This window comes from Lutimaribacter marinistellae (genome assembly GCF_042648365.1).
Taxonomy (GTDB): domain Bacteria; phylum Pseudomonadota; class Alphaproteobacteria; order Rhodobacterales; family Rhodobacteraceae; genus Lutimaribacter_A; species Lutimaribacter_A marinistellae.
The window spans coordinates 266734-283749 of record NZ_JBHRXI010000017.1 but is presented as its reverse complement, the minus strand read 5'-3'; the positions used below and the strand labels follow the sequence as shown (position 1 = coordinate 283749).

11 protein-coding genes are annotated in these 17016 nt (G+C 61.2%); 5 read left to right on the top strand and 6 right to left on the bottom strand.

The annotated features are described in order from the left end of the window. Positions 1-23: 23 nt before the first annotated feature. Together ACFORG_RS17835 and ACFORG_RS17830 are read right to left on the bottom strand one after the other, a co-directional pair. The gene (locus ACFORG_RS17835; RefSeq protein ID WP_386736890.1) at positions 24-1880 is read right to left on the bottom strand and encodes a ParB/RepB/Spo0J family partition protein; all 1857 of its coding nucleotides are present in this window, start codon (positions 1878-1880) and stop codon (positions 24-26) included. Between the two features lie 330 nt (positions 1881-2210). Next, on the bottom strand, positions 2211-2927 hold the full coding sequence (locus tag ACFORG_RS17830; protein WP_386736889.1) for a DUF932 domain-containing protein: 717 nt from the start codon (positions 2925-2927) through the stop codon (positions 2211-2213). A gap of 467 nt (positions 2928-3394) precedes the next feature. Here ACFORG_RS17830 and ACFORG_RS17825 point away from each other — a divergent pair, with 467 nt between their 5' ends. The 4 genes from ACFORG_RS17825 (at position 3395) to ACFORG_RS17810 (ending at position 7873) form a co-directional block, all read left to right on the top strand. After that, entirely contained in the window at positions 3395-3814 is a 420-nt protein-coding gene (locus tag ACFORG_RS17825) for a hypothetical protein (protein WP_386736888.1), read from the top strand. Positions 3815-4069: 255 nt separating this feature from the next. Continuing rightward, complete coding sequence (locus ACFORG_RS17820) at positions 4070-4387, top strand: hypothetical protein (RefSeq protein ID WP_386736887.1); 318 nt, start codon at positions 4070-4072, stop codon at positions 4385-4387. Beyond that, entirely contained in the window at positions 4387-6789 is a 2403-nt protein-coding gene (locus ACFORG_RS17815) for a type IV secretory system conjugative DNA transfer family protein (protein ID WP_386736886.1), read from the top strand. The genes ACFORG_RS17820 and ACFORG_RS17815 overlap by 1 nt, the downstream gene beginning before the upstream one ends. Positions 6790-6976: 187 nt before the next feature. Continuing rightward, positions 6977-7873 carry a replication-relaxation family protein gene (locus ACFORG_RS17810; RefSeq protein WP_386736885.1) on the top strand — a complete coding sequence of 299 codons (897 nt, stop codon included), beginning with the start codon at positions 6977-6979 and terminating at the stop codon, positions 7871-7873. A 158-nt stretch (positions 7874-8031) separates the two neighbouring features. On the opposite strand, the gene ACFORG_RS17805 is transcribed toward ACFORG_RS17810, so the two are convergent. Continuing rightward, positions 8032-9093, bottom strand: coding sequence for a helix-turn-helix domain-containing protein (locus ACFORG_RS17805; RefSeq protein WP_386736884.1), 1062 nt, complete (start codon positions 9091-9093; stop codon positions 8032-8034). A gap of 169 nt (positions 9094-9262) precedes the next feature. On the opposite strand from ACFORG_RS17805, the gene ACFORG_RS17800 reads away from it, so the two are divergent. Further along, the gene (locus tag ACFORG_RS17800) at positions 9263-11770 is read left to right on the top strand and encodes an arylsulfatase (protein ID WP_386736883.1); all 2508 of its coding nucleotides are present in this window, start codon (positions 9263-9265) and stop codon (positions 11768-11770) included. Positions 11771-12037: 267 nt separating this feature from the next. On the opposite strand, the gene ACFORG_RS17795 is transcribed toward ACFORG_RS17800, so the two are convergent. The 3 genes from ACFORG_RS17795 to ACFORG_RS17785 form a co-directional block, all read right to left on the bottom strand. Beyond that, on the bottom strand, positions 12038-12235 hold the full coding sequence (locus ACFORG_RS17795) for a helix-turn-helix transcriptional regulator (RefSeq protein ID WP_386736882.1): 198 nt from the start codon (positions 12233-12235) through the stop codon (positions 12038-12040). A 71-nt stretch (positions 12236-12306) separates the two neighbouring features. Further along, positions 12307-13422, bottom strand: a complete 1116-nt coding sequence (locus ACFORG_RS17790; protein ID WP_386736881.1) for a tyrosine-type recombinase/integrase — start codon at positions 13420-13422, stop codon at positions 12307-12309. Positions 13423-13961: 539 nt separating this feature from the next. Beyond that, positions 13962-17015, bottom strand: coding sequence for an efflux RND transporter permease subunit (locus tag ACFORG_RS17785; protein WP_386736880.1), 3054 nt, complete (start codon positions 17013-17015; stop codon positions 13962-13964). Position 17016: the final 1 nt, after the last annotated feature.

Here is a 17016-nt window from a genome sequence, read left to right as displayed (position 1 = left end):
TTCTGGGTGAGGAAGCGACCGGCTCAGCCCATCTCGTCGGGCAGCCACGCATCGATCCGCTTGACCTGCGCCTCGGTGAGGCTGTGCGCTTTGCGGAACTCGGCATTGCCGAAGAGTTTTTCCAACCGCTCGGCCTTTTCCCCCTTCTTGAGCTTGGCAAAGGTGGTCGTGGTCGGATGCTCTGGCTTGAGACCCAGCAGGTCACGATGCAGATCGTCGAGGTAGCCACCACTGACCCGTTTGAAGAAATTGTCGGCAGTCGGGGTCCAGATGGCCCGGATGCCGGTCTTGGCCTCCTTGTCGATCAGCGCGCCGAGTTTGTCGTCGCTGATGGTCAGCAACGCGGCCAGCTGCCGGGTCAGGTCGGCGCGGACCTTCTCGCGACCCCGCTTTCGAAACGCCCGGAAAGCACGCACCAGATCGACGGCCCACGGGTCTGTCGGGGGGACAACAGGTTCCGTCAGGCGCGGATCGGGGTCATAGCCCTCGGCCTGTTCCGGCATGTTCGGCACGTCCTCGGTCCTGATCCCGAAGGCCCCGCGAGAACCCATGCGGCCGGACAACTGAAAGGCCAGCAGGTCCAGCAGCAGGTCCGGGTGATCCAGCACCGCGTTCTGCCGCGCCCCGGTTGCGACCCGGTTCAGATCGTCCTGCAGCTTGGCTGAGATGGCGGGTTTGGCGGTGTCGGATTTGCCATGCTGAGAGGGCTGCAGGATACCTGCGGCTTCCGCCGCCGCGCGATCTTCCTTGGCGATAAGACCGCCGCAGACGCTCAGGTCGCCATCGTGATCGACATAGACCATCGCCCCGGAGAGCGCCTTCTGGACCTCGCTGAATGTGCCATCGAGGATGGCCTGCAGATCGGCCAGTTCCGCCATCCCTTCTGCATCCAGCACATCACTTTCAGCCAGTTCGGCCAGATCGTCGAAGCGCTGCTGCTGATCCTCGTCGAGCATACCCGGTTCTGGATAAACCCGCGCCATCTTCCGTTCCTCGATCTGGTACCAGCCGAGATAAGGCTCAAAACAGGCCTCGGCCCATTTCCAGCCCTCCTCTGACTGGATTTCATCGGCGGCCTGTTCCAGTTTCTCGCGGAAGACCTGATCGAGGATTTCGGCGTCGTCGAACAGGGTTTCCTCGGTAAAGAGGTCGCGGGTCAGACGCCCGCCTGCCTCCGTGTAGGCCGCCTCGCCCACGAACAAGGCCCGGCGGTCTGTGCTCTTAACGCTGTCGGGTTTGAGCATCCGTTTCAGCACATGCTCGCTGACCGGCTCGTGCCGCACCCGCTCCAGCACCGCCAGCGCATGGGCCTCGTCCTCGCAGAGGGTGAAGCAGGTGGCCATGGCCAGCGTGATGCCGTCCGCCTTGAGCGCAGCCAGCACCGGCTCCGGCAGACCCGCCAGCTTGAGGCGGCGATAGACATGCGGTTCACTCACCCCGAAAGCCAATGCGATGGCGGGCACCGGCACGCCGTCCTTGGCCATCGCGCCGTATTCGCGGATTTCATCTGCGGGATGCAGACCCTCGCGCAGGTGGTTCTCGGAGGCCGCCCATGCTTTCGCCACCTGCGCGTCCCCGGTCACCTTGACCGGCACCAGATGGAACCGGGGATCGTCCTGCACCAGCGCCAGCGCACGCAGACGACGCCCGCCCGCAACGATCCCGACCGCGCCGTCAGCCTCGCGCAGACCGGCGAGGTTCTGGATCAGGCCCTTGTCGCGGATGTTCTCCGCCAGCTTTGCAATCGCGTCTTCATCGATCACCGACCGCTGGTTCAGGTCCGACACCCTCAGGTCCGCGAACGGCAACCACTCGACCGATCCTGCCCCGGCATCAGCGACCTCGTTCATCTTTGGTGTCACCACATTCTGCTTGTTCATCTCTGTCTCCATCAGTTGCGAACGGACCATCCGTCCGCTTAATCGGAGACCGTCCGGCTCTGCCGGTTCGGAAAGCCCCCGTGCTTTCCGAACCGGCAGAGCAGGACGGGCGAAGCCCGCCCTGCGGCCGCGGCGGCCGGTGAGACAGGGGGCCGGAGACGCGCATATGGGAGGGACCCGCGCGGCACGCGTGGGAGGAACCGGGATGCGGGGCGGAGGCTGACGCGGGCTCCGCCCGCGGCACCCCAGCCCCTGTTCACCGGACGCGGCGGATGCCAGGGGAAGGATCAGGAAAAAGCGCGGAACCGGTTCGGTTCCGCGCCATGGGTGTCACTCGCCAGGCTCACATATTCCGTCAATGACGGCATGCAGCTCCCGCGTGACCGTGGGGTTCTCCGCGACTCGTCCATTGAGGGCGAGCGTCGTCGCGTTGAAGAGCCGCCAGGCGGTCTTGTCGCCCCAGCCCAGGTCCTCGTCTTCCCAGTTCCGCATGACTTGCGCGATGCGCTGCACGGTGATGATCCCGCGCCGGTAGAGCTGCATGATCGCGTGGTCCACCATGATGTCATCGACCGGCGTCTGCCGGTAGAGCTCAATGACCCGGTTCTGCTCCTGACGGACCCCGCGCAGCGGCTCGACAACACCGGCGACGAGCCCGGGCAGGTCGCGCTTGGCATTCACCGTGTGCTTGCGCCGGATGACGGTATCGCCGAGGAAGGCGAGATTGTCACAGACAAAGACGCGGCTGCCGAAGCTGATCCCGATCGGGAAGCTTTTGTCGTGGCTGTTCCGCAGACCGACCGTATCAGTGTAATCGCCGTAAGCCGACCTGAGCGACAGAAGGCCGAAATAGCGATCGCCCCCCGGCGTGATCGCATGGGCTTCCTCGACGATATCGTGGCCGTGGAACCCGAGTGCGTATCTGACCATGTCGACGACGTCGATATGGGGGATCGGCACGTGGGAGGCCGTTGCGGCGGGGGTGTCGAGATCGCGCAGATCTGCCAGCGCAACCTCCTCCCCGCCTGTGTGCAGGCAGAGGGTCATCAGATGACTCCTTTCGAGTTGAGAGGTGGATTGAAGAGGCAGTTCAACCCGGTCGCGCTGACCGCGAGGTCAGCTCGAGTGAGCCATTGGCGCGGCGCAATGACCGAGGATATTCGAAGAAAAGAACTGCCGCATCAATCATAGCACGAAACGCCGGGACGCTGCCTACTGCCCCCGAATTGAGGCCCCCCTCGATTATCTCCGCCAATCGACGCGGAACCGGATTCGATTGACTCGACACAACCTTTGCCTGCAGGCTTTTCGAAAAATCTGCGGGAGGGGGACAAATGAGATCGTATGAAGCCGCGCGGACGTATTTCAGCATCTTGGGATTTCTATCCTGGTGCGTCATAATCGGCGGCGGGCTCTTTTTGCTCGCCGGTTTCACCGCTGGATCGCAATTTGGATCGTCTTACGGCCGATCTGGCGGAATGGCCGCTCTGAGCGCACTGCCCGGTTTGGCCGTCATGTTTCTCGGCTTTCTTGGGCTCGTCGCGGTCCAGATCGGTCGAGCGGGAGTCGATTCCGCCGAATACGCTCAGCAGAACCTGAAGATCGCGCGCGAGCAACTCGAGATATCCAGACAAAGGATGCGGGCTGACGGATACAGCGATGTCGCAAGCTTCGCGGACCAGGCCGATGCTGCCGCAGACGATGCCGGCCAGTCTTTCGCGGATTTGCGCGACACCACACCCGATGAACAGAACGCCCGTCCCAGCCGGTTATTGACGAATGGAACCGAACCCGAAGTCGAGGGTCCTAAACCCGGCCAATCGCTCACATACAATGGGCAGGAAATTGCAGTTGTTGAGTCAGGGTTCGTATATCGCGGGACCGTGTTCGGCACCCTAGAGAAAGCAAAAAGAAGCGTCGATCTATCAACTTAGAAATCCAAACACCTTCCCCCCATACACGCCCCCCATAAGGCACCCCCAACCTCTATGGGTATCGTGTATGGGGACACATAGCGGAACGAGGTTGAACATGGCTGCGCAAACACACCCCGATCTTTCCCGTGACTTCATATCTGAATCCTCTCGGATTCTATTTTCCCCCGACCGCCCACCCCTCCTAGATTGATCTGGGGGCGGTGTAGAAACATGCGGGTGTCGATCTCTCACCATACGGTTCGGAAGGGGTTCGTGCTCAAGACCACCTACCAGGAAGTTCGCCTGTCGGTGGCGTTCAGCCATGAAGAGAAACAGATCATCCGACAGCGCAATCTGCTGAAGATCAAACTTCTCGACCGGCGCCCTGCGAACGCCCGCGTCGATGACCGGGACGAGAAGTTCGAGCTCCGCGTCAGTCATCTGATGAATGAACAGGTCGACCGGTTTCTGTGTGCCAATCCAAGCCAGGCAAAGATCTACGAAGACAACCTGCTCGAGGTGCTCGGGCAGATGAAGCTTTGGCTCGACGACAATGCCGAGACCGGCAGCCGCACCGTGGTCGAGTTCTGATGTCGCGTGGTGTGTTTGAAGAAACCGCCGGGCTGTTCCTCGTCTTTGCGATTGTCGGCACGCTCCTTCTGATCGCGATCTTCATCACGCCGATCGCGATTGCCGGCATCGTGGCTTACGTCGGCTATCGCCTCTACACGGAAAGCCCGGCGCGGCTAGAGCGCCTTGCCCGCGAGGAAACCGAAACTCTATACCGACACGCACTCGCGGGCACGGTCGAACTCAGCGATGTAGAAATCGACGACGCGCTCTCACGGCACTGGCCACCGGACCTGCCGGGCGCGCTGCGCGTGCAACTCCTGGATGTGGGGCGCCGGCTCTTTGAACAGGAAGGCCTAAGCCCCGAGGTGCCGCCGCCACCGGCGCTGTGCAACACGGTCGAAGGGGCGCGCTATCGCGACATGCTGGCCAAGGCCGGCCAGGCGCGGAGCGACCGGGTTATGGTCCTCTCGGCCCTCGATATCCTTTCCGAGGCGCTGGCGCCCATTGCAAACGCCGTGCCGCCCATCGAGGGCGATGTGCTGGTCGAGATCACACAGTTCACCCATCCGCTGGGACAGACGATAGAGAACGTGGTCGCGCCCTTCTTCCGCGACAGCGACTACATGCACTTCAAGGCGCTCCGCCAGCGGCTCGATGCCAACCTGCAGGCCACGCATCGCACTACCCCGATCTTTCCCTCCGACTACAAGGGAGACGATCTCGTCGACACCTACCTGCGGGGTACCTACCTGAAGGATTTGTTCTCGCTCAGAACGCCGTTCACGGTTCCAGAAGATCGACGGTTCGAGCATACCCACATCATTGCCGGTTCAGGTCACGGCAAAACCCAGACGCTGCAATACTTCATCGCGAAAGATCTCGAGGACGTCGCCGAGGGAAAGAAGACCGTGATCGTTATCGACAGCCAGGGCGACATGATCAACACCATCCTCAAAGCCGACATCCTCGACCCCGATCGGATCGTTCTGATCGATCCCGAGGACATCCATTACCCGGTCTGCCTGAACCTCTTTTCGGTCGGCCAGGACCGGCTTGAGGGCTATGATCCGCTGGAACGCGAACGCCTGACCAATTCCATCATCGAGCTCTACGACTTCGTGTTGGGTTCGCTGCTCTCAGCCGGCATGACCGCCAAGCAGAGCGTGGTCTTTCGCTACGTGACCCGGCTCATGTTCCATGTCCCGGGCGCCACCATCCATACGCTGCGGGAACTTCTGGAGCCCGGCGGGACGCAGAAGCACCGGGCCAGCATCGAGAAGCTCGAAGGCACGCCCCGGCGCTTCTTCGAGACCGAATTCGACAGCAAGGAATTTGCCAATACGCGCACTCAAGTGCTGCGCCGCATCTACGGGGTCCTGGAGAACCAGACTTTTGAGCGGATGTTCTCGCACCCGCAATCCAAGTTCGACATGTTCGAGGAAATGAACGCGGGCAAGCTGATCCTGATCAACACGGCCAAGTCGCTGCTGAAGGAACAGGGCACCGAGATCTTCGGCCGGTTCTTCATCGCGCTGATTGCCCAGGCGGCGCAGGAACGCGCCACGCTTGCGGGTCACGACCGCCTGCCGGTCATGGTCTATATCGACGAGGCGCAGGATTACTTCGACCCCAACATCGGCATCATCCTGAGCCAGGCCCGCAAGTACCGGGTCGGCATGGTGATGGCGCACCAATATCTCGGCCAGCTCTCCCAGGGCCTGCAGGAGGCCTTCGAGGCCAACACCACGATCAAGCTGGCCGGCGGCGTATCCGCCCGCGACGCACGTGCGCTCTCCGGCCAGATCGGCACCGATGCCGACACGATCCAGCGTCAGCCCAAGGGCACCTTCGTCACCTACATCCGCGGCCTCACCGATCGCGGCGTGCCGATGAGCTTTCCGTTCTTCGTGCTCGAGAAGATGGGGCTGCGCTCGCCCGAGGACCTTCTGGCAATCCGCGAGACAAGCCGCGCCGCCTATGCCGAACCCTGGGGCACGGACACGCCATCTGACGAGACGCCACCGGAGGATCAGGGCGGATCGCCGCCGCCCGAGCCCGAGACTCCGCAGCCGCCATCCGGTGGCGGGTCGGGAGGCGACGGTGCAGGGGCAGCTGAACAGGAACCAGGCGAAGACTCCGGCGAACGCGCTGACGGGTCCGTCCGGACAAAACCCGGGGCCGCAACCGCTGATGCGGCCTCAAAGTCGTCACGCACGGTGACGCGGAACCCTAAATCCTCAACAGCCCGAAAGCCGCGCAAATCCACGGCCACAGCCAAAACCGCAGACAAGGGTGACATCGGCTGGGATGAACTCAGGAAAGCCATGGGACCGAGCTTCAAATCGCCGGGGACAGACGAAGACCCGGACGAGGAAACAAAGACACCCAAGGATCCGATGGAGCCGTCTGACGAGTTATGACGGTCAGATTGGCTTGCCTGTGGCAATCCGGAAACAGAACCCTGCCCGTGGCGACATGATCCTCTCGGAACATGCCAGATCACGGCAAACCAAGGCGGAACCGCTGGTCTGAACACCGTCGGAAAAATCGCTCACCAATCTGAATCCGGACCGGGAAACACCGCCGAAACCGGCATATCCTGCGTGCATGGCACATCCACAAACAGACCGCCTCGGCCGTGCGACCTTCCACTATATCGCGCCAGAGCGGCACGTCCGACCGACGGCGCGCGAGCTGCGCTGGCTCAAACATATAGAACGTCACGGGCCGCAAAGCTCGCAATATCTCTATGAGCTCACGCGCGATACACACAGGTGCCGCGACACCGCGCTGCGCCAAATGCAGAAACTGCGCGCTGGCGGCTATCTCTGCCTGCCCCCGCAGCAACGCGCCACCGAACGCGCCGAGTTCAACCCCTATATCTATGACCTGACCGACAGGGCCCACGACCACCTGGCTGAACTCGGCCTGGCAGAACCAACGCACCGCCCGACCGGACATTGGTGGCACGCCTATCTCACGGCCTGCGTCACCAGCTCCATCGACATCTGCGCCGCCCATGCGGGTATCCGCTACATCCCCGCCCATGAAATTCTAAACCGCAGCGGCGCATCCATCGCCATCCCGCACGGGCCTTCCACGCTGATTCCAGACCAGCTCTTCGCCCTCGACTATGACGGTCGATACCGTGCCTTCGCCCTCGAGGTCGATCGCGGCACCGAACCCAAGACCTCGCCCGCAAACCGCAAAAGCTGGGCTCGAACCATCGCGCAATATGACGACATTCTGGCCAACGAGACGTACAAATCGCACTACGGGCTCAAGGCGAACCTGGTCGTGCTCTGGGTGTTCACAAGCCGGTCAAAGCAGGAGCGGTTCCTGGCCTTGATGCGGGATCGGCCGGTCGCGGCGGATAAGGCGGTGTTGACGCAGGCGATGCTCAGTGTGCGTTGTGGCGGCGGTTTGTCCGGCGTTGCCAGGCGGCTGTTCGAGAAACCTTGGGAGCGGGTCAATGCGTCAGAGGTTTCGATCTGCGAGGTTTGACGGGGTTTCTGGAACGATGGGCGGATTCCGGACTTTCTCCGCAGGCGCGAACGGATCAAGCTGTTATGTTGAACGCCGACATCCGCATTCGCTTGTTATCGAGATGTTTTCTGCGCTGCCGCAAGTCGGCTCGGAGCCCGATGCGGACCAATTCCGTGCTATTTGGAGAGTCTGGTTTCGGACACAGGCTTGCCCGGTTCGATACGGCTTTTCAGGCCGCTTCGGAGGCTTCTTGGAGTCTGGCCGGTCCATCGACGTACAGCGCGCGAAAGGGTTGCTTGGTTGGCATATCCAAGGTCCGCCGCGATGGACCCGAGCGACACGTCAGTGTCGTTGCGCACCCGGTCGACAGCGATCTGCGCGCGCGTTCGCTCGACCACATCTGAAAAGCTGGTGCCGTTCTGCCGGAGGGCGCGCCGCAAGGTCCGACCGCTGATCCCGGCGGCCGCGGCGACCCGGTCCAGATGGGGTGTCGTCCGTGGAAGCATCACGGCGACCAGTGCCGAGACCTGGTCAGCCAGTGATGCGCCGGACGCTATCCGCCTTCCTGTTTCCCCATTGGCTTCTCGGGCACGCTCCTGCGCGCCCTTGGGGAAGCGCTGCGCGGCCACGTCCGAGCCCACGAGAAAATCCAGGGCACGCAACGGGGCGGGCTGCAAACGGTCTCCCAGCCAGGGTCGCAGGTGGTTCAATCCCGCCTCGGGATGGGGCACCATCTCCACCCTTTCCGCGCGCGGCGCTTCGGGGTGCGCGACACTGCAGATCATGTCGATAAGCGACGCCACGTATTGCTGCACCAGATACAGGGCTTCGTCATCGCCGAGGTCATAAGCCCATCCGTCACGAATGTGCAGACCATCGCCCGATAAGGCGACCGTGAATATCTCGTGGGTGCAATGGGCCGGCATCATGCGCGCGATCCGGGCGAAACCATCGCGCACGGTGGGTCCGCGGAACGCAGCCCTGCCGATCAGGCCGATCTCGAAACCGCCACGCCCGTTCACGATCCGATGGGGTGTATCCGGGCCCGCGGCGCGCGAAATCTCGACGAGCAAGCGCACGACACTGCGCAGGGGCACGGGCAGCGCAGGATCGTCCGCTGGCACCCAGCTCAGATCGGCACGTGCGAGGAACGGTCCGACATCCTCGCCCCGTTCCTCGACCCAGCGTCGTATGGGGGTGATCGCGGCTGCGCGGATCAAGGGGATGCTGTGCGGCATGGGGCTCGGCCTCGGTCAGGATCACGACATGGCCTCTAAAGTCAAATCGGGGCGCGGGGATTGATCCAGATCAAGTCCTCACTCCCGAGATCTTGGTGCCATTGCGCCCTGACCGCGGTCGGGCACGCCCGGCGGGCGTATCTCTATGCGAGTTTAGGAGGAATGAGCTATGGAGATGATCGAGATAAGGCGGAACTTGGCAACAGCAAGCTTACTTATCGCCGCGGCGGCCGCTCCGCTGCTTGCACAGGATGCCGCGCCGCCGCCGGGCTCTCCTGCCGCTACGACCACGATCGATGGACGGCAATTGCCGCCGCCACCCGCGCCTTTTGGCGGCCAGATCGAACAACAGGCCGAAAAATCCACGCCGTGGTGGCCGCCGCGCGTGGTGCCGCCCGAGGGCGCGCCAAACGTGCTGTTGATCATCACCGACGATGCCGGTTTCGGCGTGCCCAGCACCTTTGGCGGGGTGATCCCGACCGAAACCATGGACCAGCTCGCCGCCGAGGGGCTGAGCTATACCAACATCCACTCCACCGCGCTGTGCTCGCCCACCCGCGCCGCGCTGATCACCGGGCGCAACCACCATTCGGTGGGGTTCGGCGTGATTTCCGAGCGATCCACGGGCTATCCTGGCTACAACTCGATCATCACCGAGGACAAGGCCACCATCGGGCGGATCCTGGTCGAGAACGGCTATAACACCTCCTGGTTCGGCAAGGACCACAACGTGCCGGCCTTCCAGGCCAGCCAGTCGGGGCCGTTCGACCAGTGGCCGACGGGCCTTGGCTTTGAATACTTCTATGGCTTCGTTGGCGGCGACGCCAACCAGTGGCAACCGAACCTGTTCCGCAACACCACGCAAATCTATCCCTTCGACGGCGACCCGGAGTGGAACCTGATCACCGGCATGGCCGATGACGCCATCGACTGGATCACCGACATGCACCAGATCGCGCCGGACAAGCCGTTCTTTGTCAAATACGCGCCCGGCGCCACCCATGCGCCGCACCACCCGACCAAGGAATGGGTGGACAGGATCGCGGCGATGAACCTCTTCGACGACGGCTACGAGGCGCTGCGCCAGACCATCTTCGAGAACCAGAAGAAACTTGGGCTGGTGCCCGACGATGCCACGCTCACGCCCTGGCCGGCGGACAAGCTGACGCCTTGGGACAAGCTGAGCGATGACGAAAAGAAACTGTTCATCCGCCAAGTCGAGGTGTTCGCCGCCTATGCCGCCTACAGCGACCACGAGATCGGGCGGGTGATCGATGCCATCGACGACCTGGGCCAGCTGGAAAACACGCTGGTCATCTATATCAACGGCGACAACGGCACTTCGGCCGAGGGCGGCCCGGTGGGCACGCCGAACGAGGTGGCCTGGTTCAACGGCATCGCCGAGATGCCCATCGAGACCCAGATGAAATGGTATGACACATGGGGCACCGAAGAGACCTATAACCACATGTCGGCGGGCTGGTCCTGGGCCTTTGACACGCCGTTCGACTATTTCAAGCAGAACGCCAACCGCCTCGGCGGCATCCGGCAGAACATGGTGGTCAGCTGGCCCAAAGGGATCACCGACAAGGGCGGACGCCGCGACCAGTTCATGCACGTGATCGACGTGGTGCCCACCATCCTCGAGGTTGCCGGGATCACCCCGCCGATGCAGGTGGATGGCATCCTGCAACACCCGATAGAAGGCACCAGCTTTGCCTATACCTTCGACAAGGCCAATGCCGACGCACCGACCCGTCACCGGACCCAGTATTTCGAGATGATGGGCCAATGGGCGCTCTATCACGACGGCTGGCTCTTGAGCACCAAGGTCAACCGGATGCCCTGGGAAACCCCGGGTACGCCGAACCCCGACCCGCTCAACAACCAGGTGCTGGAGCTTTACGACCTCACCACGGACATGAACCAGCAAAAGGACGTGGCCAAGGATCACCCCGAGAAGGTCGAAGAGCTGAAGGCGATCTTCATCGAGGAGGCCAAGAAATACCAGCTGTTCCCGCTGGATGCCTCGGTCACCTCGCGCCTCGCCCAGCCGAGGCCTAACATCACCGCGGGCCGCACCGAATTTGTCTATACCCGCCCGATGACCGGGTTGCCGCAGGGGGATTCGCCCAGCATCCTGAATTCGTCCTACACCTTTACCGCCGAGATCGAGGTGCCCGAAGGCGGCGCGGAGGGCATGATCGTGACCTCGGGCGGGCGGTTTGCCGGCTATGGCTTCTACCTCAAGGACAGCAAGCCGGTCTTTACCTGGAACATGCTCAACCTCGAACGCATCCAGTGGCAAGGCAAGGAGGCGCTGGCCCCCGGCAAGCACGTGATCGAGTTCGATTTCAAATATGACGGGCTCGGCGCCGGGACGATGGCCTATGGCAGCACCAGCGGCATGGGTCAGGGCGGCACCGGCACGCTGAAGTTGAACGGCACCGTGGTGGACAGCAAGGAGATGAAGCACACCATCCCGGTCATCCTGCAATGGGACGAGGCGTTCGACGTAGGCTCTGACACGCTGACCGGGGTTTATGACGCCGATTACAAACCGCCGTTCAAGCTGACCGCCAGGCTCGACAAGCTGACCATCAAGGTGGACCGGCCGCAACTGAGCGAGGCCGACATCAAGAAGCTGGAAGACGCCCGTCAGCGCGCCAGCGATTGAGGGGTATTACAAGGCCGCGCCTGACAAGGCGCGGTCTGGCTTGGCACGGGGCTCGGTCAAGAGACCGGACATTCGCGAAGCTTCGCCATTTGTCGGCTTCGTCCGCGACCCGGTCATTGCCGAAGTGAAAATGCTGCGCCAAGCACTAATGGCAGGAATGCGAAAGCTGCAGTGCGGCGCCCGACGAACCTGCGGAGGTCCGGTCTGGGCCGGGTGCTGACAAAATGGGTGACCGGGCTGTGCACGCCCGATCACCCTGCTCCTGTATCAGGAGTGTCGTTTGGGCGCTTCTCGACAATCCAGACGTTGCTGAAGCCAGTCCAGCACCTCATCCTCAACCCATCCCACTCTGTTCGGGCCAAGCTGTACCCGCTTGGGGAAATGACCTGCCTTTTCCAGCCGCGCGACGTGTTGCGGCGAGTAGAGGACCAGCTCCTTGAGCTGGCGTTTTGAAAGTATCCTCATCACGATGTCTCCATGACTGAAGAGCACCGCGATGCCCTAGGGTTGACAAAAGCCTAGGCTGGGTGAGCGTATCAGGTCTCAATCAATTTGACGATGTATTCATCAAATCTGGCCATCGCCTCTCTCATTTCTTCTGCGTATGTGTGCTGGTTGTAGACTGCTGCCACACCACTGATGGTACCGGTGACATGGTTCAAGAGCTTTTCAGTAACGTGGATTGGGGTCCCAATCTTGGCATGAACAGTCGCGAAGGTTCGGCGTAGATCGTGCAATGTGTAGGGAGCAACATCTTCAAGGTCGTCATCAAATTGCGCCTTGTGCCACGCCCAACCGCTGAAGGTTTTTTCATTGTTCGTCGCAGCGGGAAATAGCAGGTCTCCGGTATCGGGCAGACCCTCGATGATCTCTTGGCTCCTGCCAGTAAGTGGGAAGCGGTGTTCGCGCTTGTTCTTCGTGAACCCGGCAGGGAACACCACGCAATCGTCGATTATCCAAGTCCGGCGCAATGAACCGACTTCTGACCTGCGCTGACCGGTAAGGATCAAAAGCTGCATGATCGGACCAAAGGGGAAAGGGGTTTCCTGTGACCTCAGAAAGACGTCCCTCAGCTCACCCTCGCTCAAAACACGATTTCGCGCAATCGACCCTTGTTTGATCTGCGGAACGATTGATTGCTCCACCAGCCCATGTCGCACGCACCAGTTCATCATCGTGCGGATGGCAACATAAGCGTGCGATTGCTCCGAAGGCGTATTCGACAGACTGGAAACGACCTTCATAACTTGCTGGCGACTTACATCTTCCAGGTTTCCTGAAAACTGGAAATGCTTGTCCAGGTGTCGTGTGTAGTCTGCAACCGTTCGGGGCTTGTTCTTGTTCCTACAATCTTCAAGAAATCGATCTTTCGCCTCATCAAATGAAATTGCGTGCTGGTGTTCTCCGTGCGCCCCTTCTTGATGCAGAACAAAAAAGCGCTTTGCTTGCGCCCGCGCGTCGGAAAGCGACATGTCGGGGTAGCGGCCTATCGTCTTAAGCTTACGCCTCTCGCCGTACATGACTACAAACGACTTGCTTTTGGTTGAGCACCTGAGGCCGAAACCTGGCGTCAGTTCATCCCAGTGTGTCACTTGTCCCTGAGCGGGATGCGGCAGCTTCTTGATTGCCATATCAGTTAGGCGCAGCTTCAATTTAGTCTCTTTTTAGTCACATAAACCGGGTGTTTTTAAGGGTTTCTCTATGTTCAACCATGCGCACATCCTTCCTACTTTATCAATAAAATAATAGACTTGCGGTGCAGCATGTTTATCTATGATGTCAGCAAGCCTCGGATTGCAAATCCGTGTACACCGGTTCGATTCCGGTACTCGCCTCCAAGTCTTTTCAATGACTTGGGCTGCCTTCTACAGTCTAACGCTGGCGCACGGTAATACACTGGTTTCGTGCTGTTCGCGTTTGTCCAGACATGACGGAGTGCGATTGGAATACTTGGCTTTCACCTCATCGTTATTGCTTTCGGACTACAAACGACATCTCTCGACGCAAGACCTTTGTCAGGACTGTTCGGTAAGGTTCCGCGGAGAAGGTTTCGTGATTTAGTGGCTCGAAGCACGCGTTTTGGTTGCGTTGTTACACCGCGCGCGCCTTAGGTGCTCGCGGGTAAAGGTATGTGAGGACATCAAAACGCCTCGAACACGTCCAGAATCGTCTAGCGCGTACGTTCCGACGATCAGGCCGCGGCCGCTGACGCGGCGGCCAGCGGTTCGGTGCTGCGCTTGAAAAAGATGTAGTACAGAACCGGTGCTGCGATGAGGGTGAGGACCGATGCGAAGGCCAGTCCGCCCATGATCGTTGCCGCCATGGACTGAAAGAACGCGTCAGACAGCAGCGGCAGCATACCGAGGATGGTCGTCGCAGCCGCAAGGAAGACCGGTCGCAAACGTGATGTCGAAGCGGTCACGATCGCCTCCTGCAGCGGCAGCGTCGGGTTCGCCGCGCGGGTCAGGTCGATCTCTTCCACCAGCACGATACCGTTCTTGATCAGCATGCCCGACAGCGACAGCAACCCCAACAGAGCAGTGAAGGTAAAGGGCAGCCCGGTACCAAGCAGTGCAAGGCTGACACCGTTGACCGCCATGGGAACCAGCAACCAGATGATAATCGGCTGGCGCAGCGCATTGAACAGAAGCACCGAAATCAGCACCATGATGATCAAGCTGAAGGGCAATTGAGCACCCAGTGCGACCTGAGCCTCTGTCGCGCTTTCCAGTTCGCCGCCCCATTCCATCACGTATCCTTCGGGGATCTCCATTGCCTCGATCGCGGTCTGGATTTCTCCTTGAACCTGTGCAGCGGTCATGCCGCGCGGGATATCGGCACCGACGATAATCACCTCGGCGCGGTCACGACGATGAAGAAGGGTGTCCTGTGGCTCGAACGTAAAGCCGTCGATCACCTGCTCCAGCGGCACAAGGGTATTGCCGCTATCGGAGTAGATCAGGTGATCGGTCAACGCCAAATCGGCCTCCTGCGACGTGCGTACGACGATTGGGATCTGCCGGTCGCGTTCGCGGAACGTGCCACCCCTGATGCCCTCGGACGCGAATTGCAGGGTTTCGGTGATGTTCGTGCGGGAAATGCCGGCATCCTGAGCCCGCTCCTCTGCATATATCGGGCGCAGGACCAGCTCGCGCTCGCGCCAATCGTGGCGCGGGGTGACGATATTGTCCGAAGCCGCCTGCATGCGCGCCATCGCCTCGTCCGCCAGATCGCGCAGCACGTCCGGATCGCGCCCAATGAACCTTACCTCGATCGGCGCACCACCCCCCGGTCCGAAAGCCAGACGCTTAACGCGGAATTCGCCCTGGGGCACGGCACTCCCGGCAAACGTCTCTAGCGCGTCCATCTCGTCTTCGATCACCTCGAGCGATTTGACGCGTACAATGAGGTGACCGTAGCTGGGGTTCGGATCCTCTGCCTCGTAGGTCAGCATGAAGCGAGACGCGCCCTCGCCCGCAAAGGCAGTCACGGCCTGAACCTCGGGACGATCGACAAGCCAATCCTCGAGCACGGCGAGATCGCGGGACGTCTGGTGAATCGAGGCACCCTGCGGCAGCTTGTAGTGCACGAAATAGAGTGGCGTGTTGCTGTCGGGAAAGAACTGCTGCTTGATCTGGCCGAACAGCGCGTAGCAAACGGCGGTTCCGGCAACCAGCGCGGCAACGACCAGCCAGCGCAGCTTCAACGACGCACGCAAGATCGCCGCATAGGCCCGGAACAACCGTCCGTCGAAACCGTCACTGGCGCCCTCCGCCCCACGTTCGAAGAAGTAGTAACCAAGAAGCGGTGTCGCGGTTATCGCCAGCACCCATGACAACAGGAGCGAGATAGCGATCACGGCAAAGAGCGAAAAGAGAAACTCGCCGGTCGCATCAGGGCTGAGCCCGATGCCGGCAAAGGCCATTATCCCGATCACCGTCGCGCCCAACAGCGGAATCTGGGTCTTGCTGGCCGCTTCCGTCGCCGCGTCGCGCGAGGATTTGCCCTGCCGCATGGCAATCTGCATGCCTTCGGCCACGACGATAGCGTTGTCGACCAGCATACCCATGGCGATGATGAGGGCGCCCAGCGAGATGCGCTCCATTTCGATCGATCCGAGCGCCATGAAAAAGAGCGTGCCGACCACGGTCAGCAAAAGCGTCGAGCCGACCACGATCGCCGCCCGCCATCCCATGAACAGGGCAAGAACAACCGCGACGATGCCCACGGACATTGCGAGGTTCACCAGAAAGGCGTTCGAGGCCTCTTCGACAACGGCATGCTGGCGATAGATCGACTGGATCGAAATACCCAGCGGCAATGCCTGCCGCAGTTGGTCGAGCTTGGCATCGACCCGCTTGCCGACATCGACGATGTTCTCGGTCGCGATGCCTGCAACGCCGAGGGTAAAGGCCTCGACACCGTCATGCCGGATGATCAGATCCGGGTCGGCCTCGCGGCCGCGGTGGATATGGGCAAAGTCCGACAGGTTGATGATCTGACCACCGACACCCACCGAAAGGGCCGCGATCTCGGAAACGCTGTCCGAACCTTTCGGGCGCCGCAACAGCGTCCGGCCGTTTTCGCCTTGCAATTCGCCACCATCGACCATCTCGTTTGCGCTGGCGACGGCACCGATCACCGCAGCAGGCGGGATACCCAGGGTCGAGCTGAGCGCGAGGTCGGGCTCGACATAGATAACTTCGTTGGGCACCCCGGAAAGCACGACATCCGACACGCCGTCAACCAGCAGGAGTTCGCGCCGCAGATAGGTCGAAAGCTCGTTCATTTCCGCGTCCGAAAATCCGGGAGCGCTTACCGCGTAGTACAGCCCGTAAACATCCCCGAAACGGTCATTGACGTAGGGCGCACTCGTCCCGCTGGGCAAGGCCGCCTCGGCAACCCGGTGGCGCAACTTGGTCCATATCTCGGGCAACTCGGTACCGTCATAGGTATCCTTCATGTTGACCGTGATCCAGGACAGGCCAGGCTGGTTCATCGACTCGATGTCCTTGACCTCGCCCATCTTCTGGATCTGCGATTCCAGCGGCTCAGTGACTTCCAGCGCCACTTCCTCGGCCGAGGCGCCGGGATACTGGGTGACCACAATCGCAGTTTTGATGGTAAAGGCCGGATCTTCCAGCCGGCCGAGCGTCGCAAATCCCCATATGCCGCCCAGAAGGCAGGTCAGCATGATGATCCAGGTATAGATCGGGCGATCTATGGAAAAACGAGCGATGTCCATA